The following is a 20461-nucleotide window of genomic DNA, read 5'->3' as shown; positions in this document are numbered from 1 at the left end:
TGGGCTCCCACCCCCCCCGGCGGCCGCCGGGCCGGGCGCGCCCCCCCCGACACGCGGCGGCGGGCGGCCTCGTGCGCCGGGGGGCCGGGACCAGCCCGGGCCCGCCCCGGACCGGTCCGGGGCGGCTTCGGGATCAGTCGCCGATCAGGGCGTCGACGAACGCCTCCGGCTCGAAGGGCGCCAGATCGTCCGGGCCCTCGCCCAGGCCGACCAGCTTCACCGGGACGCCCAGCTCACGCTGGACCGCGATGACGATGCCGCCCTTGGCGGTCCCGTCCAGCTTGGTCAGCACGATGCCGGTGATGTCCACGACCTCGGCGAAGACCCGCGCCTGGACCAGGCCGTTCTGGCCGGTGGTGGCGTCCAGGACGAGCAGCACCTCGTCCAGCGGGCCGTGCTTCTCCACGACCCGCTTGACCTTGCCCAGCTCGTCCATCAGACCGGTCTTGGTGTGGAGCCGGCCCGCCGTGTCGATGAGCACCACATCGGCGCCCTCGGCGATGCCCTCCTTGACCGCGTCGAAGGCGATCGACGCCGGGTCGCCGCCCTCGGGACCGCGCACGGTCCGGGCGCCCACCCGGTCGCCCCAGGTCTGGAGCTGGTCGGCGGCGGCGGCGCGGAAGGTGTCGGCGGCGCCCAGGACGACCGAGCGGCCGTCGGCGACGAGCACCCGGGCGAGCTTGCCGGTGGTGGTGGTCTTGCCGGTGCCGTTGACGCCGACGACCATGACGACACCGGGGGTGTCCAGATCGCTCTCGGTGCGCACCGCGCGGTCCAGATCGGTGCCGAGCAGCGCCAGCAGCTCCTCGCGGAGGAGGGTGCGCAGCTCGTCGGGGGTACGGGTGCCCAGCACCCGCACCCGCTCGCGCAGCCGCTCCACCAGCTCCTGGGTCGGGGCCACGCCGACATCGGCGGTGAGCAGGGTCTCCTCGATCTCCTCCCAGGTGTCCTCGTCGAGGTGTTCACGGGAGAGCAGGGTCAGCAGACCCTTGCCGAGGGTGTTCTGGGAGCGGGCGAGCCGGGCGCGGAGCCGGACCAGCCGGCCGGCGGTGGGTTCGGGGGTCTCGATCGCGGGGGCCTCGGGGGCCTCGGCGACGACGGGGTCCGCCACGGCCTCGGGGGTGGCGGCCGCCTCCTCGGCGGAGGGCAGGCCGACCTCTTCGATGGTGCGGCGTGGTTCTTCCCGCGGTGTCTCCGCCTCGTCGCCGACATGCGGCTCGGCGGGCGGAGCGGTGATGGTCGGCGCGGACGACGGGGCCGCGGGCGGCAGCTGCTTCTTCTTGCGGCTGCTGATCACGAGCCCGCTGATCGCGCCGACGGCGACCAGGGCGATGACGACAGCAAGGATGAGAATGTCCATAACGGGTCCAGTATCGGGCACATCTCCCCCGGAGCCCGGCGGCCCGGCACCGGGGCGCACCGGCCGCCGGCCACCGGCCACCGGCCACCGGCGGGAAAATCCGATGACCCGCCGCACCGGGCCGGGTTAGCGTCCGGTCCATGACCGTCCTGGAGTATCGGACCCTGCCCGAAGCCGAGCTGGATCACGCCCTCGACCTGCACTACATCGTCTTTCTCGGCAAGGAGCCCGACGACGATGTGCGCAAGCTGCACCGGGAGATCCTGGCGCACTGCACCCGGATCGGGGCCTATGAACACGGGGAGCTGGTGGGTCTGCTCGGCGCCCATCCCCTCTCCCTCTCGGTGCCGGGCGGGGAGCTGCCCTGTGCCGGGGTGACCTTTGTCTCGGTGGCGCCGACCCACCGCCGCCGGGGGGTGCTCAGCGGCATGATCGCCGAGCTGTGGCGGCAGTGCGCGGCGGCGGGTCAGCCGCTGGCGGCGCTCTGGGTGTCGGAGACCGGGATCTACGGGCGGTTCGGCTTCGAGCCCGCGACCCGTTCGTACACCGTGGAGATCGACACCGACCGGCCGCTGGCGCTGCGGATCGAGCCGGACGACCGGCCGCTGCGGCTGGTGCCCCCGGAGCGGGCGCCCGCCGTGATCGGCTCCCGGCACGCGGCGGCCCGGGAGGAGCGCGCGGGCCGGGTCGCCCGGGACGACTTCTGGTGGCGTACGCACATCCTGCCCGAGGCGGACGGGGAGAACGACGATCTGACCCCGGTACGGGTGGTGACGATCGGCGATCCGGGCGCGGAGCCCGCCGGCTATGTCAGCTACCGCACCTCCTGTGACGACGAGGGCCGGGGCACCGTCCAGGTCGGCGAGCTGGAGGCGGAGTCCCCGGCGGTGGCCGCCGCCCTGTGGCGCTATCTGACCTCGATCGATCTGGCCGACAAGGTACGGGCCTGGGGGCGTCCGCTGGACGATCCGCTGCTGCGGTTCGCGGCCGACCGCGACCAGGTCAGGATCGTGCAGGAGTTCCCGGCGCTCTGGCTGCGGCTGGTGGACGTCCCGGCCGCGCTGGCGGGGCGGGTGTGGTCGGCGCCGCTGGATCTGACGGTGGAGGTGACCGACGAGCGGCTGCCCGCCAACGCCGGGCGGTACCGGATCACCACCGGGCCGAAGGAGCACGGCGGGGACGGCACGGGCCTTCGGGCCGAGGTGACCCGTACCGACGCCGCCCCGGATCTGACCATCGGCGTCCAGGAGCTGGCGGCGGGATATCTGGGGGACATCGGGGCGGCGGAGCTGCTCCGGGCCGGTCTGGTGACCGAGCACACCCCGGGGGCGGCGGCGCGGCTGGAGCGGGCCTCCCGGACCGAGCTGCTGCCGCACACCACGGACGAGTTCTGAGCCTGTGGCCCGGCCCCGGTGGCGACGCCGGGGCCGGGCCGGGCTCAGCCCATCTCCTCCAGCGCCCGGCCCTTTGTCTCGCGGACGAAGAGGTACACAAAGGGGATGGAGAGCACCGCGAACGACGCGTAGATGACATACGTGGCCGACAGATTCCAGTCGGCGAGCGAGGGGAAGCTCGCGGTGATCGCCCAGTTGGCGATCCACTGCGCGGAGGCCGCGACGCCGAGGGCCGCCGCGCGGATCCGGTTGGGGAACATCTCCCCCAGCAGCACCCAGACCACCACGCCCCAGGACAGGGCGAAGAAGAGCACGAACACATGGGCGGCGACCAGGGCCACCGTCCCCTGGGTGCCGGGCAGCTTGCCGTCGGTCAGCGGGGCGGAGAAGGCCCACGCCTCCAGGCCCAGGGCGAGCGCCATCCCGGTCGAGCCGATGAGCGCCAGCGGTTTGCGGCCGATCCGGTCCACCAGCACCATCGCGATCACCGTACCGATGATGTTCACGATGGACGAGGTGAAGGAGTAGAAGAAGGAGCTGGTGGGGTCGATCCCCACGGACTGCCAGAGCGTGGACGAGTAGTAGAAGACCACATTGATGCCGACCAGCTGCTGGAAGACCGAGAGCCCGATACCGACCCAGACGATCGGCAGAAAGCTGAACCGTCCGCCGAGGAGGTCCCGGAAGGTCGACTTGTGCTCCCGGCGCATCGCCTGATCGATCTCGGCCACCCGGGCGTCCAGATCGACATGGTCGCCCTCCACCTCGGCGAGCACCTTCCGGGCCCGTGCCACCTTTCCGGCGGAGATCAGATAGCGCGGGGACTCGGGGATGGCGAAGGAGAGCAGCCCGTAGAGGAGGGCCGGGAGGACCATCACCCCCAGCATCCACTGCCAGGCCTCCAGGCCGGCGATCTCGCCGCGCTGGTCGCCGTCGGCCATCGACAGGATGCCGAAGTTGACCAGCTGGGAGATGGCGATACCGATGACGATGGCGGCCTGCTGGAAGGAGGCGAGCCGGCCCCGGTAGGCGGGCGGGGAGACCTCGGCGATGTACGCGGGGCCGATGACCGAGGCCATCCCGATGGCGAAGCCGCCGATGATCCGCCACATCGCCAGGTCCCAGAGGGCGAAGGGCAGGGCGGAGCCCACCGCGCTGACGGCGAAGAGGACGGCGGCGATCCGCATACAGGCGATCCGGCCGATCCGGTCGGCGATCCGGCCCGCGGTGGCCGCGCCGAAGGCACAGCCGATCAGGGCGATGGCGATGACCTGGGCCAGTTCGGCGGAGCCGATGTCGTACCGGTCCCGGATCGCCTCCACGGCGCCGTTGATGACGGAGCTGTCGTAGCCGAAGAGAAAGCCGCCCATCGCGGCTGATGCCGTGATGAAGACGACATGGCCGAGATGTTCGGGGTGTTCGGGGTGGGCCTCGCGGGCCCCCGACGGCGGCGGCGACTGCGGGGTGCTGCTGCTCACATCAACTCCTGGGGCCGTTGCCCGTACGCCGTCCGGGTGCACCGCCGGTGCGGCGGTCCCCGCCGGACAGGACGAGTCCTTCCAGTGGGGCACAGGGCGGCGACGGGCACCACCGGGGCCGGTCCGACCGGAGGGCGGCCCGGAGCCGCCGTTCACCCGGTCAGCGCAGCCGCTGGCTGATCACCTTGGAGACGCCGTCCCCCTGCATGGAGACCCCGTACAGCGCGTCGGCCACCTCCATCGTCCGCTTCTGGTGGGTGATCACGATCAGCTGGGAGGACTCCTGGAGCTCCTGCATGATGCGGATCAGCCGCTGGAGGTTGGTGTCGTCGAGCGCGGCCTCGACCTCGTCCATCACATAGAACGGACTGGGCCGGGCCTTGAAGATCGAGACCAGCAGCGCCACGGCGGTCAGCGAACGCTCTCCGCCGGAGAGCAGGGAGAGCCGCTTGACCTTCTTGCCGGGGGGCCGGGCCTCGACATCCACGCCCGTGGTGAGCATGTTGTCGGGGTCGGTGAGGATCAGCCTGCCGTCGCCGCCCGGGAAGAGCCGGGAGAAGACCCCCTCGAACTCACGGGCGGTGTCGCGGTAGGCGTCGGTGAAGACCTGTTCGACGCGCTCGTCCACCTCCTTGATCACCTGGAGAAGATCGGCGCGGGTCTTCTTCAGGTCCTCCAGCTGCTCCGAGAGGAAGCGGTGGCGCTCCTCCAGCGCGGCGAACTCCTCCAGGGCGAGCGGATTCACCTTTCCGAGCTGCTGGTACGCCCGTTCGGCCGTCTTCAGGCGCTTTTCCTGTTCGGCGCGGACGAAACGTACGGGACGGTTACGGGGGTGGTCGGGGTCGTCCGGAAGCTCCTCCCCCTCGGCGGGCGGGGACGGCGGTACGGGCTGGTCCGGGCCGTACTCGGCGGTCAGACCGGCCGGTTCGACGCCCAGCTCCTCCAGGGCCCTGGCCTCCAGCTGCTCGATCCGCAGCCGCTTCTCCGCGCCCAGGACCTCGCCCCGGTGGACCGAGTCGGTCAGCTTGTCGAGTTCGGACTTGAGGTCGCGGCCCTCGGCACGGGCACCCGCCAGCTCCTCCTCCCGGGCGCTCTTGGCCGCCTCGGCGGCGGCCCGCCCGGCGTCGGCGCGGAGCAGCGACGCCTCGGTGTACGCGAGGAGCTGCCGGGCGCCCGAGGCGACGGCGGTGGCCACGGCGGCCTCCTGGCGCAGCCGGGCCCGCCGCTGCTCGGCGCGGGTCCGGGCGTCCCGCTCGGCACGGGCGGCCCGGTCGAGCGATTCGGCCCGTCCGGCGAGCGCCTTGACCCGTTCCTCGTGGGTACGGAGCTGGAGGCGGGCCTCCATCTCGGTCTGGCGGGCGTTGGCGCCGTCGGCGGCGAGCCGGTCACGGGCCTGGGTGTCGGGTTCGTCGTCGGCGCCCAGGGACAACTCCTCGGCGGCGGCGAGCCGGTCCGCCAGTTCCTCGGCCTCCCGGCGGGCGCGTTCCAGGGCCTCCTGGGCGCGGGCGACGGCGGCGGCGGTGCGCTCGGCCTCACCCGCGGCGGCCCTGGCCTGGCCGGAGAGCCGGCCGAGCCGGCCGGAGACCTCGGACTTCCGCCGGTCGGCGGTGCGGCGCCGCTCCCCCAGCTCCTCGGCCCGCGCGGCAGATGCGGTACGCCGGTCCGCGCCGCACCGCTGGGCCCCGGTGAGCGCCTCGCACCGGACGGCCAGTTCGGCCAGTTCGGCCTCGGCCCGGTCGACGGACGCCTGGACCTCCAGCAGGCTCGGTGCCCCGGCGGAGCCGCCGTGGGCGAAGTGGGCGCCGAACACATCGCCGTCGGCGGTCACCGCGGTGAGCCGGGGCCGCGCCCTGACCAGCTGCTCCGCCTGGTCGAGGTCGTCCACGACCACGAATCCGCGCAGCAGCCGGCGCAGCGCGGGCATCAACTCCTCGGGCCCCCGCACCAGCGAGACCGCCTCGACCCCACCCCCGGGGACACCCGATCCCTGGGGGGCGCCGAGCAGCCCGGAGGGTCCCTCCGCCGTGGCGGCGTGACCCGGGCCGGCCGGGAAGGGCCAGGGGTCCTCCGGGGCGTCGGTGAGGAGTATCGAGGCGCGGCCCGCGTCCGTCTTGCGGAGCAGGCGCAGGGCCTCGGCCGCCGTCGCCGGGCCGGTGACGGCGACCGCGTCGGCCGCCGCGCCCAGGGCGGCGGCCAGCGGGATCTCCTGCCCGGGGACCACCGTCAGCAGATCGGACGCGGGGCCGATGAGCCCTCCGAGCGTGTCCCGCGCGGCGAGCAGCGCACCGGTGCCGTCCTTGCGGCGGAGTCCGAGGGCGAGCGCCTCCCGGCGGGCGGCGACCGCGGCCCGTTCCCGTTCGGCCGTGGTCAGCGCCTCGCGGGCGCCGGTCAGCGCGGTCTCCGCGGCGGCCAGTTCCCGCCGGGCGGCCTCGTGCTCCTCGCCGAGCCGTTCGTCGTCGGCGTCGAGCCCGGCCACCTCCGTGCGGAGCCTCTCGTACTCCTCCTGGGCGGTGGCGGCCCGCTCCCGGGCCTCCTCATGGGCCTCGCCGAGCCGGTCGATCTCGGCCTGGGCGGAGCCGGCCCGGCCCCGGGCGGCGGTCACCTGTCCGCCGAGCCGGGCCAGCCCTTCGCGCCGGTCGGCGATGGCGCGGGCGGCCTCCTTGAGCCGGCGGTCCTCGACGGCGAGGTCCCGTTCCAGCTCGGCCCGGTGCTCGACGGTGTCCTCCAGGGCCCGCTGGGCCGCCTCCAGCGCGGCCTCCAGTTCGGCCTCCTGCTCCCGGACGCGGGCCGCCTCGCGCTCCAGGTCCTCCGGGTCCCGGCCGCGCCGCTCCTCGGCGGGGGGCGCGGTGGCGCTCCTGACCCGCGCCTCGGCGAGGGAGACCGTGCCGCGCACCCGCTCGGCGAGGCGGGAGAGTTCGTACCAGGTCTGCTGGGCGCGCTGGAGCCGTGGTGCGAGCCGCCGTACCTCCTCCTCCAGTTCGGCCTCCCGGCCGGCCGCCGCCTTCAGCCGGGACTCGGCCGCGTCCTTACGGGCCTTCAGCGCGGCCTCGTCGGCGATCTCCGCGCGCAGGGCCTCCTGGAGGCGTACGAGATCGTCGGCGAGGAGCCGCAGCCGGGCGTCGCGCAGATCGGCCTGGATGACCTGGGCCCGGCGGGCCACCGCGGCCTGCCGTCCCAGCGGTTTGAGCTGGCGGCGGAGTTCATCGGTGAGGTCCTGGACCCGGGCGAGATTCGCCTTCATCGCCTCCAGCTTCCGCAGCGCCTTCTCCTTGCGCTTGCGGTGCTTGAGGACGCCCGCCGCCTCCTCGATGAAGGCGCGCCGCCCCATGGGGTCGGCGTGGAGCACGGAGTCGAGCTGTCCCTGGCCGACGATGACATGCATCTCGCGGCCGATACCGGAGTCGGAGAGCAGTTCCTGGATGTCGAGGAGACGGCAGGTGTCGCCGTTGATCTGGTACTCGCTGCCGCCGTTGCGGAACATGATCCGCGTAATGGTGACCTCGGCGTACTCGATGGGCAGCGCCCCGTCGGAGTTGTCGATGGTGAGGGAGACCTCGGCCCGGCCCAACGGTGGCCGTCCGGTGGTCCCGGCGAAGATGACGTCCTCCATCTTGCCGCCGCGCAGCGACTTGGCACCCTGTTCCCCCATGACCCAGGAGAGCGCGTCGACCACATTGGACTTGCCGGAGCCATTGGGGCCCACGACACAGGTGATGCCCGGCTCGAACCGCAGGGTGGTCGCGGAGGCGAACGATTTGAAACCGCGCAGGGTCATGGCCTTGAGGTGCACGCAGCCGGACTCTACCGCCAGCGAGCGGTTTCACCGGGGAAGGCGTGGGGCACAGAAGACGTAAACCCGGACCGGGGCGCGAGGGGCCCCGGAGCGGGCGGGGCGGAGGGGCGGAAGCATCGGGCAGGACCGGGGCGGCCGAGGGGGAAAGAAAGAAGGGACGCCTGGGGCGTCCCTTGCATATCTCGCGCGATGGATCTCCGGCGATGGTCCACGCTCAGGTGAGCGCGGGCTCCGCCTGGGATACGTCGATGTCGATGCCGTCGAGCAGCGACTCTCCGGGATGGTGAGCGATGGCCGCGTTCAGCGCGTCATTCTCGGTCTGGATCCGTACCAGCTCGGATTCCAGGTCCTGGACGCGCTGCTGAAGCCGTCGCATCTCGGCGAGGAGTCGCGGATCGGAACCGCCGACGTAACCGAGAAGCGCCTTTGCCATGATGGATGGTCCTCCACACTGAGTGACCGACCGATGCGGTGTGGGTCGTGAGGGATTCGCACCCGCGGTGCTCGACAGTGCTGGGGTACTGCTCACTCGCTGCGGTTCCTACTGTCAAACAGTTAAGGTGCGCGGGGCTTCCAGAGTCTCACCAAAAAGTTTGACGGTCAACACGATCAACCCCCGCTTGAAGGCGCGCGCAAGGGTCGGCGCCAGCCCCGCGATCATGGGGGCCGCCCGGGGCCCGGGGCCCGGCGGCAGCGGGAGCCGCTTCGCCCCTCCAGCCTTCCACGGTCCCGTTGCGACGGCAACCACCTGCGGTTTCTGCCAGGTGCACATGCCTGCGGCAAGCCCGGCGGAAGCGGCGCCACAGGCGCCGCCCGCCGCCGGACTCAGCGGATCACAAAGCCGTCGTAGCCGCCGCGCGGGGTGTCCCATATCTCAGTGACCCCGTCCACCCGACCGGGTGTGTCGTCCGAGCGGAGCCACTCCAGCAGACGGTGGCAATTCTCACGTGACCCTTCCGCCACAACCTGCACACGCCCGTCGTCCAGATTGACGGCGAATCCGGTGAGCCCGCCGATCTCCAAAGCGTTTGCCCTGGTGAACCAGCGAAACCCTACTCCCTGTACTCGACCGCGTACCCATGCGGTGAGCCGTGCTGCGTCGTTCATGGGTGCACCGTATCCGCGGCGGCTTCGGGCAAATGCGCGCTGGGCCCTTCTCCCGCAACCCTCATGGCGTACAGTCCCGTCGCAATGAACGTCGCCCGTTCGGGTGATGTTCACCCCCACACCGTCGGCGGAGGCCGGTGCACGGCACCTGTACCAGCGCCGTTCCGCCGCCGCGTACAGGAAGGCACAAGCAGATGGGACGGCATCGACGCTCCGCCAAGCGTGCGGTCAGACCCGTACGCACGGGACTGCTCGGCGCTTCCGCGGCCATGGCGGTGGGCGCCGTGGCGGTGGCCTCCGGTCTGCTGCCGGGCGGCGACACCTTCACCGTGAGCGGTGAGCGCACCCCCGGCGGACCGATCCGCACCGACGGCTCCGCCACCCTCCAGACCCAGGGGCGGCAGAGTGACGAGCCGACCCGCAGCGAGGGCTCCCCCACGGCGAGCGAGTCGGCGCGTACCCCCTCCTCCTCTCCCTCCGGCGCGGCCGGCGCCTCCCCCTCGGCGAAGAAGACCGAGCGGAAGACCACCAGGCCGGTACGGACCGAGGCGGGGAGCAAGGAGCGGACCGCTACGCCCCGGACGGCCACCAAGGCCCCCGAACGCACCGCCTCCCGGGCCCCGGAGCCCAAGGAGGAACGTTCCGCCTCGGCGACTCCCGCCCCCCGCCCCCCGACGACGGCGCCCAAGCCGCCCGTCACCGGCTCCCCGACGGCGGCCGAGAACCAGGTCCTGGCACTGGTCAACGAGGAGCGCGCCAAGGTGGGCTGTGCCCCGGTGCGCTTCGACGCGGACCTCGCGGAGCTGGCCGGGGACTTCAGCCGGGACATGGCCGCGCGCGGCTTCTTCTCCCACACCGACCCGGACGGGGACACCCCCTGGGACCGCGCCGAGCAGGCCGGGGTGAAGAACCTCGGCGGCGAGAACATAGCCCGCGGCCAGGCGGACGCCGCCGCGGTGATGGACGCCTGGATGAACAGCGAGGGCCACCGGGCCAACATCCTCAACTGCGACTACAAGACCCTGGGCGTAGGGGTCCACACCGCCCCCGGCGGACCCTGGTGGACCCAGAACTTCGGCTTCTGACCCGGAGCACCTGTGACACCCCGCGCCTCCGGCCGACCCGAAACGGCTCAGCCGGAGGCGCGGACCGTACGCGGCGGTCGCTGACAGCGCGGACAGAAGTAACTGGACCGATTCATCCAGGGCCGCCGCCGGATCGGCGTCCCGCACTGCCGGCAGGGCTCGTCCTCCCGGCCATAGGCATCCAACGACCGGTCGAAATAGCCTGATTCGCCGTTCACATTCACATAGAGACTGTCGAAACTGGTGCCCCCGACGGCCAGGGCGGCGTTCATCACATCGCGGATGTGCCCCAGCAGCTCGGCCGAACGCGGACGGCTCAGCGTCGCCGTGGGACGCTCGTAGTGCAGCCGGGCCCGCCACAGCGCCTCGTCCGCGTAGATATTGCCCACCCCGCTGATCAGCGACTGATCCAGCAGCGCCCGCTTCACGGTGGTGCGCCGGGCCCGCAGCGCGAGATGGAAGGCGGCGTCGTCGAAGGCCGGGTCCAGCGGGTCACGGGCGATGTGCGCGATCACGTCCGGCAGCCCGTCGGGGGTCTCGTCGTGCAGCGAGAGCCCACCGAAAGTGCGCTGATCGACAAAGCGCAGCTCGGTACCGAGCGAGTCGTCGAAGCGGAGCCTGATCCTCAGATGTTTCTCGTCGGCGGCGTCCTCCGGCTGCACCAGCAGCTGACCGCTCATCCCGAGATGGCCGAGAATCGATGTACCCGTATCGGCGAGCGGCAGCCACAGATACTTGCCCCGGCGGCGGGCGATACCGACACTGAGCCCCTTGAGCCGGGCCTCGAAGTCCTCCGCACCCGCGATATGACGGCGCACGGCACGCGGGTGCAGCACCCACACCTCGGCGATGGTCCGTCCGCTGACCCAGCGCTGGAGTCCGCGGCGTACGACCTCGACCTCGGGCAACTCGGGCACGGGGGCTCCTTGTGGGGGAATGCTCGGGGTGATGCCCGCAGCGTACCGCCCGGGGCACCGCCCCTGCGGCGGGCGGGCGCCCGGCGACCGGGAGTGATCGGCCACCGGCGGACCCCGCCGGCCCTCACCGACCCGTACCCACCACCGGGGCCCGGGGGCGGGTACGGCGAAACCCCCGTACCGGAGTGATTCCCGGTACGGGGGTCCGAACGCCGTCGGCGGACGGGACTCAGGCCGGAGCCGGGTCCTGCCGCTCGGGTGCCTCGGTCGCGGAGGCCGGAGGAGCCTGCTCCTCGACAACGGGGACGGACCCCGCCGCGAGCGCCTCCGCGGAGGCGGCCGACTCCTTGGCCCGGCGGTCGGCGGCGGCACGGATCTCCCGCCACGCGGACTCCGCCGCCTGCTGTTCCGCTTCCTTCTTGCTGCGGCCGGTGCCGGTGCCGTACGAGACACCACCGACGCGGGCGGCAGCAGTGAAGGTCTTCTCGTGGTCCGGGCCGGTCTCGGTGACCAGATATTCCGGAACACCCAGGCCCTCGGCCGCGGTCAGCTCCTGAAGACTGGTCTTCCAGTCGAGGCCTGCACCGAGGTTCGAGGACTTCTCGATCAGCGGGTCGAAGAGCCGGTGAACCAGCTCCGAGGCCGCGTCGAGACCCTGGTCGAGATAGACCGCGCCGATCACCGCTTCAAGGGTGTCGGCGAGGATGGACGCCTTGTCCCGCCCGCCCGTGCCTTCCTCGCCCCGGCCGAGCCGGATGAAGGAGCCCAGTTCCAGCCCGCGGCCGACCTCCGCGAGAGCGCGGGAGTTGACCACCGCGGCCCTCAGCTTGGCCAGCTGGCCCTCGGGCAGGTCCGGATGGGTGCGATAGAGGGTGTCGGTGACCACCAGCCCGAGCACCGAGTCCCCGAGGAACTCCAGCCGCTCATTGGTGGGCAGTCCGCCGTTCTCGTACGCATAGGAACGGTGCGTCAGCGCACGCACCAGAAGGGCGGACTCCAGCTGATAGCCGAGCCGCCCTTCCAGAAGCGTGTGGGACGAGGCTGCGTTGACTGTCTTGTCGGCGTCTTCCTGCTTCTTGGCATTGGACAGCTCAGACATCGGGCCTCTCACCAGCCGCTCAGACCGCGAGGACCTGGCGCTTGTTATAGGTGCCACAGCTCGGGCACGCGATGTGCTGCAGCTTGGGCTCCTGGCAACGCTCGCACGAAACCAGGGTGGGGACCGCAGCCTTCCACTGCGACCGGCGGTGGCGCGTGTTGCTGCGCGACATCTTCCGCTTCGGAACAGCCACGGCTACTTCTCCTGCTTCTCGTCGACGCCCGCTTCGGCGCCGCCCATGTTGTCCTTCTCGCCGTCCGTGATGGTTTCGGCGAGTCCTTGCAATGCCGCCCAACGAATGTCGGTGGCATCGTGGTGGTGGTCCGGGTCATCGTCCAGCCTGATCCCGCACTGGGCGCACAGACCGGCACAATCCTCCCGGCACACCGGCTGCATCGGCAGTGCGAGCACCACCGCGTCCCGCAGCACGGGCTCAAGGTCGAACAGGCCGTCCTTGAGATGGACGATGTCCTCGTCCTCGGCGTCGTCGTCGGGCTCCGCTCTGCGGTCCCGCACATCGGCGTCGGGGTACGTGAACATCTCCTGGAACTCCGTTGCGACCTTCAGGCGCATCGGCTCCAGACACCTTACGCACTCCCCTTCGGCCGACGCATGGGCGGTGCCTGTGACAAGCACCCCTTCCATGACCGACTCCAGGCGGAGCTCAAGCTCCACGGGCGCACCTTCGGGCACTCCGATGACGTCCTCGACACCGAGATCCGCCGGGGCGGAGATCGAGCGGGACAGCCGCTGGAGCGCACCGGGACGCCGGCCCAACTCGTGCGTGTCGAACACGAGGGGGTTGCGGTGGTCGAGGCGGGCGTTCAGGGCTTTTCCTGCTTTCGGATCGTGCTTCGGTGCTGCGGAGCAAGGGGGGACCGCCGTCGCCGCCCCCGAAGGGGTGCGGGCAGCCCGGATCGCGGACTATGCGCGACCGAAGAGCCAGGATACTGGACGGGCCGCCGTGCACCCAATCCGGTCCCGCTTCTCCACCGGCGACGACCGCCGGGCCCGGGTCAGCGCCCCTGCTCGTACCGGCGCAGCTGCTCCAGGTCGATCATGCCGGTGTCGAAGAAGCTGGTCTCGTCCAGCGCCGCACCCTGCTGGGGCGCCGCCCGCGGCGGGACCACCGTACCGGGGTCGTCCGGGTACCCGTAGCCGCCCTGGGCGGCGTACGGCTCCACCTGCTCCGGATATCCCTGCTGCTGGACCTGGTGGGGTGCGTGCTGGGGCGTCTGCTGCGGATATCCGGCGTACGGGTCCTGGAGGTACACATCCTGGGGGTACGGATCCTGGGGGTACGGGGGCCACTCCTGCGGCTGTCCCTGGCCATAGGCGTCCGGGTAGCCGTCCGCACGGCCGTCCACGGGGGTCTGCGGGGGGTACGGGGAGTACTCGGCGGCGGGAGCGTACGACGGCTGCTCCGGGACCGGCTCGTACACCGGGGCCCGGTCCGGTACATCTGATACGTCCGGTACATCCGGTACGGGTACGGGCGGGGCCGACGGGGCCGTTCGCGCCGCCGGCCGGCCCTCCGGCTCGGCCAGCTCCGCGAGACCGGCCAGATACTCGGCGTCACTGGTGTGGCGCCGGGCGGTGCCCGCCGCGTCCTGGGCGGCCAGATGCTCGCCGAGGGCGTCCCCGGTGGTCCGCCCCTGGAGCTTGAGCCGGCCCCGGCCGACCGCCTCCAGGGTCTTGCTGAGCACCGCCTCGAAGGCGCCGAGCTTGGCGTCCACATAGCCGTCGGCGCGATGGATCAGGGTCTGCGGGTCCGCGCTGTGCTCGGGGACGTCGGGATCGGCGCTCCGCCCCGGGGCCCCGCCGTCGCCCGGGGAGGGCTCCCCGCCGGTGCCCGGGCCCCGGCCCAGCAACTTCTCCCGGCCCCGGTCCACGGAGCCGATGGTCTTGGTGAGGACGACCTCGAAGTTGGCCAGCTTGGAGTCGACATAGTCGTCGGCCTCGGCGCGGATCTCCTCGGCCTCCCGGCGGGCCTCCGCCAGGATCCGGTCCGCCTCGTCCTGGGACCGGCGGGCGACCTGGGTGGAGGAGACCAGCGAGCCGCGCTCGGCATGGGCGGTCTCGATGATCCGCTGGGCCTCCCGGTGGGCCTCGGCGACCAGCTGTTCCCGGTCCCCGATCACCTCCCGGGCCTGCGCGAGCGAGCCGGGCAGGGCCGCTCTCACTTCTTCGAGCATGGCCAGCAGCTCGGCGCGGTTGACCACGCAGGACGCCGACATCGGCATGGACCGGGCGCCACCGACCGCCCGGACGATCTCATCGAGCTTCTTCTGCACGTCCACGGGGTCCGCCACTCTCCGCTGGTCTCCGCCGGATCCCCGCTCACCGGATCCGTCCGGTCCGTCTCTCCACGCCCGCCCTCGGGGCGGACGGGAAGACTGTACGGCGCCCGCGCCCCCGGCCGCCGCCGAAGGACCGAACGTCAGCCGGCCGGCGGGGTGTCAGCGGGCTCGGGCGGGCTCAGGCGCGCTCGCGCAGCCGCTCGGCGAGGGCGGTGCTCACGGCGGGCGGCAGCAGATGGGAGACATCGCCGCCCCACGCCGCCACCTCCTTGACCAGGCTGGACGAGAGGAAGCTATAGGTGGGGTTGGTGGGGACGAAGAGCGTCTCGACACCCGAGAGACCGATGTTCATCTGGGCCATCTGGAGTTCGTAGTCGAAGTCGCTGACCGCGCGCAGCCCCTTGACGATGGCGGGGATCTCCCGGTCCTTGCAGAAGTCCACCAGGAGCCCGTGGTGGGACTCCACGATGACATTGCCGTACTCCGAGGTCACCTCGCGGATGAGGGCCATCCGCTCGTCGACGGTGAACAGCCCCTTCTTGGACTGGTTGATCATCACCGCGACGTAGACCTCGTCGTACAGCTTCGCGGCGCGGGCGATGATGTCGAGGTGTCCGTTGGTGATGGGGTCGAATGACCCCGGACAGACTGCGCGGCGCACTGGAAGTCCCTCGCTCTCCGGTCCGGTCATGGGATGTCTTCGCACGTCGGAGCCTCTTCGACGGAAGAGTCGGAAGAGGCTGCGCGACCGTACCAAAGCGTCCCCTCGCCGTAGCGACGGGCCCGCAGGGGTGTGAAACCCGCGGGCCAGACGAAGGATCCGCCCCTGGTGCTGCGCTCCACGGTCGCGACGGCGTCGCCGGTGAGCCAGCCCCCGGAGCGGAGTGTGATCAGGATCTCCCGGAGATCGTCATCGGTGACGGCGTACGGAGGGTCCAGGAAGACCACGTCGTAGGGGGTCCCGGGGGGCGGTCCCTGGACGACCTGCTCGGCCCGGCCGGTACGGACCTCGGCGCCGGGCAGGGCCAGCGCCCGGACGTTCTCCCGGACGGTACGGGCGGCCCGCGCGTCCGCCTCCACCAGCAGGGCGTGGGCGGCGCCCCGGGAGAGCGCCTCCAGGCCGACCGCGCCGGAGCCGGCGTACAGATCGGCGACCCGCAGCCCGTCCAGACCGCCGAGGAGCGCGTCCCAGCTGGAGAAGAGCCCTTCCCGCGCGCGGTCCGACGTGGGGCGGGTGCCGGTGCCCGGCGGTACCGCCAGGCGGCGTCCACCGGCGGTGCCGGCGATCACGCGGGTCATCTCGGTCTCGGTCCTGTCTCTGGGCTCTGCGACGGGGAACCCCGTCCACCGCCAGTGTCTCAGCCCCTGGGTCTCCCGGTCCTTCGGCCTCTCAGCCCTTTGAGCCCCTCAGCCCTTGTCGAGGTACTGCTCGCGGTCCTGGTCGAGGAGGGCGTCCAGGGCCAGCCGCAGCCCGGGGGTGTGAGCCAGCTCCGGATCCTCCCGGACCACCCGGGTCGCCTCCTCCCGGGCGGCGGCGATGACCTCCTCGTCGTCGATGACGGTGAGCATCCGCAGCGAGGAGCGGACGCCCGACTGGGCCTGGCCGAGGACATCGCCCTCACGGCGCTGCTCCAGGTCGATGCGGGACAGCTCGAAGCCGTCGAGGGTGGCGGCGACCGCGCCGAGCCGGCCCCGGGCGGGGCTCGCCTCCGGCATCTCGGTGACCAGCAGACAGAGCCCGGGGGCCGAGCCCCGGCCCACCCGGCCGCGCAGCTGGTGGAGCTGGGAGACACCGAACCGGTCCGCGTCCATGATCACCATCGCGGTGGCGTTGGGGACGTTCACCCCGACCTCGATGACGGTGGTGGCGACCAGCACATCGGCCTCGCCCGCGGCGAAGCGGCGCATCACCGCGTCCTTGTCGTCGGGGGGCATCCTGCCGTGCAGCACCTCGACCCGGAGCCCGGCGAGGGGGCCCCGGGCCAGCTGCTCGGCGACCTCCAGCACGGCCAGCGGGGGGCGCTTGTCGTCGGTGGCGGCGCCCTCGTCGGCCTCTCCCCCGGCATCGGATTCCATGCCGGTGCCGGTGCCGGTGGCGGCGGCCCGGGACCCGGTGGAGCGCTTCGCCGGGCCGTCCTCCTCGTCGCCGATGCGCGGGCAGACGACATACGCCTGGTGCCCCTTGGCCACCTCCTCGCGCACCCGCTCCCAGGCGCGGGCGAGGAAGTGCGGCTTGTCCCGGGCCGGGACCACATGGCTGGCGATCGGCGAGCGGCCCGCCGGGAGCTGGTCCAGGACCGAGGTCTCCAGATCGCCGAAGACGGTCATCGCCACCGTGCGCGGGATCGGGGTGGCCGTCATCACCAGCAGATGCGGCGGCTGCTTCCCCTTGGAGCGCAGGGCGTCCCGCTGCTCCACCCCGAAGCGGTGCTGCTCGTCCACGACGACCAGGCCCAGATCGTGGAAGCGGACCGTGTCCTCGATCAGGGCATGGGTGCCGATCACGATGCCGGCCTCGCCGGTGACCAGGTCCAGCAGGGCCGCACGGCGGGCGGCGGCGCCCATGGAGCCGGTGAGCAGCACCACCCGGGTGGCCCGCTCGGGGGCGCCGAGCCGCCCTCCGTCGGCGAGGTCGCCCATCATCTCCACCATCGAGCGGTGGTGCTGCTGGGCCAGGACCTCGGTGGGGGCGAGCATCGCCGCCTGGCCGCCCGTGTCCACCACGGCGAGCATCGCGCGCAGCGCGACCAGGGTCTTGCCGGAGCCGACCTCGCCCTGGAGCAGCCGGTGCATCGGGTGTTCGGTGGCGAGATCGTCGAAGATCTCCCCGGTGACCTTCCGCTGTCCCTCGGTGAGGGTGAAGGGCAGCCGTTCGTCGAAGGCGTCGAGGATCCCGCCGGGGACCGGGCGGCGGGCCACGGCGGGCAGCTGGGTGTCGGCGAGGCGGCGGCGGGCCAGCGCCACCTGGAGGACGAAGGCCTCGTCCCACTTCAGCCGGGTGCGGGCGGTCTCGATGTCCGCCTTGGTCTGCGGGCGGTGGATCCCGAACAGCGCCTGGTCGAGGGCGACGAAGCCGCGGCCCTCGCGCAGCGCGGGCGGCAGCGGGTCCACCGCCTCGGTCCGGCGCGGGAGCACCGCGTCGACCGCCTTGGCGATCTTCCAGGACTCCATCCCCTTGCAGGCGGGGTAGATCGGGATCAGGGCGCCCGCCCAGGAGGCCGGGTCCTCCGGGTCGTCGGCGCCGCCGAGGCGGGCGTACGAGGGGTGGGCGAGCTGGAGGCGGCGGTTGAAGACGGAGACATGGCCGGCGAACATCGCCCGGGTGCCCGGCAGCAGCTCCTGGTGGGGCTTGTGGACGCCCCGGCCGAAGAAGACCAGCTGGAGCCGGCCGCTGCCGTCGGTGATGGTCACCTCCAGGCGTCTGCCCCGGCCGCCGTTGAAGGTGTGCACCCGGGCGTCGGCGACCTGGGCCACCACGGTGACGTCCTCGTCCAGCGGGAGGTCGGCGAGGCGGGTGAGCCGGCCGCGCTCCTCGTACCGGCGGGGGTAGTGGTGGAGCAGGTCGCCGACGGTGCGCAGCCCCAGCTGCTCGCCGAGGACCTTGGCGGTCGCCGGGCCGAGGGTCCGGGCGAGCGGCTCGCTCAGGGGCTCGCCCCCGGGGGCGGTCCGGGTCGGGGAGGTGGTCTTCTGGGTCTTGTCACGCTCGGGCACACGACCCATTGCACACCACGGCACCGACATCCGCGGCGAGCTGTGGACAACGCGCGCGCGGAGCGCCCGGCCCGGGGTGCCCGGGGGAAGGGCCCCGGGTGCCCGCGAAGGGGCTACTCCACGCCGATGAGCAGCAGCGGGGAGCCCCGTCCCGCGTGGTACGTGACGGTGTCGACGGCGAGGTAGGTGTCGCGCACATGGCGTTCGAGGAGGGCGGGCACCTCGTCGCCGGGGATCTCCTCGCCGAGGACGACGGTGACGAGTTCGCCGCCCGCCGCGAGCATCCGGTCGAGCACGGCGGTGGCGGTGGCGGTGACATCGGTGCCGATCACCGCCACATCGCCGTCTATGAGCCCGAGCACATCGCCCGCCTGGCAGATGCCCGCCGAGGTCCAGGACTGGCGCTCGGCGACGGTCAGCTCGGCATGGCGGGTGGCCCCGGCGGCGGCGGTCATGGCGACCACGTCCTCGTCGAAGCGGCGGTCCGGCTCATGGACGGCGAGGGCGGCGATCCCCTGGACGGCGGCGCGGGTGGGCACCAGGGCGACCCTGATCCCCTCGGCCCGTGCCTGGTCGGCCGCGGCGGCGGCGGTGTGGCGCAGCTCGGCCGCGTTGGGCAGCAGCACCACCTCGCGGGCGCCGGTGCGGCGGATGGCGTCCACCAGCTCGCCGCTGGCGGGGGGCTCCCCGGGCCGGGCGACCACGGTGGTGGCCCCGGCGGCGGCGCAGAGGTCGGCGAGTCCTTCGCCGGGGACGACCACGACCACGGCCCGGCGGGCGGGGCCCTCCCCGGTGTCCGGCCCGGGTGCGGGGGCGGGCGCCGGGGCGGCGGCGAAGTGGGTGATGCGGATCCGGTGCGGGCGGCCCGCCTCGACGCCCGCCTCCACGGCGGCGCCCGCGTCGTCGACATGGACGTGCACATTCCACAGGCCGTCGCCGCCGACCACGACGAGGGAGTCGCCGAGGGCGTCGAGCCGGGTCCGCAGCCGGGCGACGGCGGTGTCGTCGGCGTCCAGGAGGTAGATGACCTCGAAGGCGGGGCCGCCGGGGGCGCAGGCGGTGCCGGGGGCGGGCAGGACGCCGTGCCGCAGCGGGGCCGGGGCGGCGGGCTCCTCCCCGCTGACGGCGGCCACCAGGGCGCCGAGGACCGCGAGCAGGCCGCGGCCGCCCGCGTCCACGACGCCGGCCCTGCCCAGCGCGGGGAGCTGTCCCGGGGTGGCGTCCAGGGCGGTCCTCGCCCCCTCGTAGGCGGCGCGGGCGGCCGGGACGGTCGCCCAGGGGGGCTCCACCGCCCCGGCGGCGTCCGCGGCGGCGCCCGCGACGGTGAGGATGGTGCCCTCGACGGGGTGGGCGACGGCGTCCCGGGCGAGGACGGCGGCCCGGCGCAGCGCCCCGGGGAGCGGTTCCCCGGCGCCGATCGCGTCGGCGATGCCCCGGAGCAGCTGGGCGAGGATGGTCCCGGAGTTGCCCCGGGCGCCGATGAGCGCCCCGTGGGCCATGGCCCGTACCGCGTCATGGACGTCCGGGAGCCCGGCCCGGGTCTCATGGGCGGTGAAGACGGCCTCCACGGCGAGGGCGGCGGATTCCACGGTCAGATAGAGATTGGTCCCGGTGTCACCGTCCGCGACCGGATAGACATTGATCGCGTCGATGTCCTCCCGCTCCCGGCCCAGCGCCTCCAGGGCCTTCGCGCACCAGGCCCGTACCGCTGCGGCGTCGAGATTCTGCGGCGTCTGCGGCACCGTGGGGGCCTCCTCTGAAACGACTGGGCACGGCCCGGGTCCGGCCTGGCGGGGGTGGGTCGCGGGTCGCACCGCAGGGTAGACCCCGTCCCGGTGCGGGTGGCGGGGTGGGGTCCGGACAGGTCGTGGTAGTTTCGTACTGCGGACGCAGCCGTTGTATGCTGCTCCGGTTGCCCGATGAAAATCGGGCGTTTCCCCCGGCAGGCCACCGATTTCAGCTCACTGATCTCCGGCACGCCGGATTTCACTGTAAGTGCATCTGAAGTCTTTGGAGTGACCCGTGGCTGCCAACTGCGACGTCTGCGGCAAGGGGCCGGGCTTCGGCAACAACATTTCGCACTCGCACCGCCGTACGTCCCGTCGCTGGAACCCGAACATCCAGCGCGTGCGTGCCGTGGTCGGTCGGACGCCGAAGCGGCTCAATGTCTGCACCTCGTGCATCAAGGCCGGCAAGGTCTCGCGCTAACACCGACCT

Annotated in this window: 17 protein-coding genes; 3 read left to right on the top strand and 14 right to left on the bottom strand. The window is 72.7% G+C overall.

What is annotated here, in order from left to right; all coding sequences use genetic code 11:
- Positions 1-133 precede the first annotated feature (133 nt).
- Positions 134-1360 (bottom strand): signal recognition particle-docking protein FtsY, encoded by a 1227-nt coding sequence (gene ftsY, locus ABT354_RS31530; protein ID WP_351500104.1) that lies wholly within the window; start codon positions 1358-1360, stop codon positions 134-136.
- 140 nt (positions 1361-1500) lie between these two features.
- Between ftsY and ABT354_RS31525 the strand changes: the two genes are divergently transcribed.
- Positions 1501-2754, top strand: coding sequence for a GNAT family N-acetyltransferase (locus ABT354_RS31525; protein ID WP_351500102.1), 1254 nt, complete (start codon positions 1501-1503; stop codon positions 2752-2754).
- A gap of 44 nt (positions 2755-2798) precedes the next feature.
- On the opposite strand, the gene ABT354_RS31520 is transcribed toward ABT354_RS31525, so the two are convergent.
- From ABT354_RS31520 to ABT354_RS31505, 4 genes are all read right to left on the bottom strand, one after another.
- Positions 2799-4232, bottom strand: coding sequence for a sugar porter family MFS transporter (locus ABT354_RS31520; protein ID WP_351500100.1), 1434 nt, complete (start codon positions 4230-4232; stop codon positions 2799-2801).
- Between the two features lie 160 nt (positions 4233-4392).
- Positions 4393-8022: a chromosome segregation protein SMC gene (gene smc / locus ABT354_RS31515; RefSeq protein ID WP_351500098.1), complete on the bottom strand. Its 3630-nt coding sequence runs from the start codon at positions 8020-8022 to the stop codon at positions 4393-4395.
- Positions 8023-8239: 217 nt separating this feature from the next.
- Positions 8240-8458, bottom strand: a complete 219-nt coding sequence (locus tag ABT354_RS31510; RefSeq protein WP_351500095.1) for a hypothetical protein — start codon at positions 8456-8458, stop codon at positions 8240-8242.
- Positions 8459-8850: 392 nt separating this feature from the next.
- On the bottom strand, positions 8851-9132 hold the full coding sequence (locus ABT354_RS31505; RefSeq protein ID WP_351500093.1) for an acylphosphatase: 282 nt from the start codon (positions 9130-9132) through the stop codon (positions 8851-8853).
- Between the two features lie 194 nt (positions 9133-9326).
- Here ABT354_RS31505 and ABT354_RS31500 point away from each other — a divergent pair, with 194 nt between their 5' ends.
- On the top strand, positions 9327-10217 hold the full coding sequence (locus tag ABT354_RS31500) for a CAP domain-containing protein (protein WP_351500091.1): 891 nt from the start codon (positions 9327-9329) through the stop codon (positions 10215-10217).
- A 47-nt stretch (positions 10218-10264) separates the two neighbouring features.
- Here ABT354_RS31500 and mutM read toward each other — a convergent pair whose 3' ends face one another.
- From mutM to ABT354_RS31455, 9 genes are all read right to left on the bottom strand, one after another.
- Positions 10265-11134, bottom strand: coding sequence for a bifunctional DNA-formamidopyrimidine glycosylase/DNA-(apurinic or apyrimidinic site) lyase (gene mutM, locus ABT354_RS31495; protein ID WP_351500089.1), 870 nt, complete (start codon positions 11132-11134; stop codon positions 10265-10267).
- 229 nt (positions 11135-11363) lie between these two features.
- The gene (rnc, locus tag ABT354_RS31490; protein WP_351500087.1) at positions 11364-12233 is read right to left on the bottom strand and encodes a ribonuclease III; all 870 of its coding nucleotides are present in this window, start codon (positions 12231-12233) and stop codon (positions 11364-11366) included.
- Between the two features lie 19 nt (positions 12234-12252).
- Complete coding sequence (gene rpmF, locus ABT354_RS31485; RefSeq protein ID WP_043229344.1) at positions 12253-12426, bottom strand: 50S ribosomal protein L32; 174 nt, start codon at positions 12424-12426, stop codon at positions 12253-12255.
- A 2-nt stretch (positions 12427-12428) separates the two neighbouring features.
- Positions 12429-13028: a YceD family protein gene (locus ABT354_RS31480; RefSeq protein ID WP_351500084.1), complete on the bottom strand. Its 600-nt coding sequence runs from the start codon at positions 13026-13028 to the stop codon at positions 12429-12431.
- Positions 13029-13249: 221 nt separating this feature from the next.
- Positions 13250-14533, bottom strand: coding sequence for a F0F1 ATP synthase subunit B (locus ABT354_RS31475; RefSeq protein ID WP_351500083.1), 1284 nt, complete (start codon positions 14531-14533; stop codon positions 13250-13252).
- 178 nt (positions 14534-14711) lie between these two features.
- Positions 14712-15194, bottom strand: coding sequence for a pantetheine-phosphate adenylyltransferase (gene coaD / locus ABT354_RS31470; RefSeq protein ID WP_351500081.1), 483 nt, complete (start codon positions 15192-15194; stop codon positions 14712-14714).
- Positions 15195-15220: 26 nt separating this feature from the next.
- Positions 15221-15832: a 16S rRNA (guanine(966)-N(2))-methyltransferase RsmD gene (rsmD, locus tag ABT354_RS31465; RefSeq protein WP_351500079.1), complete on the bottom strand. Its 612-nt coding sequence runs from the start codon at positions 15830-15832 to the stop codon at positions 15221-15223.
- A gap of 108 nt (positions 15833-15940) precedes the next feature.
- On the bottom strand, positions 15941-18274 hold the full coding sequence (gene recG / locus ABT354_RS31460) for an ATP-dependent DNA helicase RecG (RefSeq protein WP_502983534.1): 2334 nt from the start codon (positions 18272-18274) through the stop codon (positions 15941-15943).
- An 83-nt stretch (positions 18275-18357) separates the two neighbouring features.
- Positions 18358-19986, bottom strand: a complete 1629-nt coding sequence (locus tag ABT354_RS31455) for a DAK2 domain-containing protein (protein ID WP_351500075.1) — start codon at positions 19984-19986, stop codon at positions 18358-18360.
- 280 nt (positions 19987-20266) lie between these two features.
- Here ABT354_RS31455 and rpmB point away from each other — a divergent pair, with 280 nt between their 5' ends.
- Positions 20267-20452, top strand: a complete 186-nt coding sequence (gene rpmB, locus ABT354_RS31450; protein WP_003957616.1) for a 50S ribosomal protein L28 — start codon at positions 20267-20269, stop codon at positions 20450-20452.
- The last annotated feature ends 9 nt before the right edge of the window (positions 20453-20461 follow it).

It is taken from the genome of Streptomyces sp. NPDC000594 (assembly GCF_040299965.1).
GTDB lineage: Bacteria > Actinomycetota > Actinomycetes > Streptomycetales > Streptomycetaceae > Streptomyces.
The sequence above is the reverse complement of the archived record's forward strand: the minus strand, read 5'-3'. Positions and strand labels throughout refer to the sequence as shown.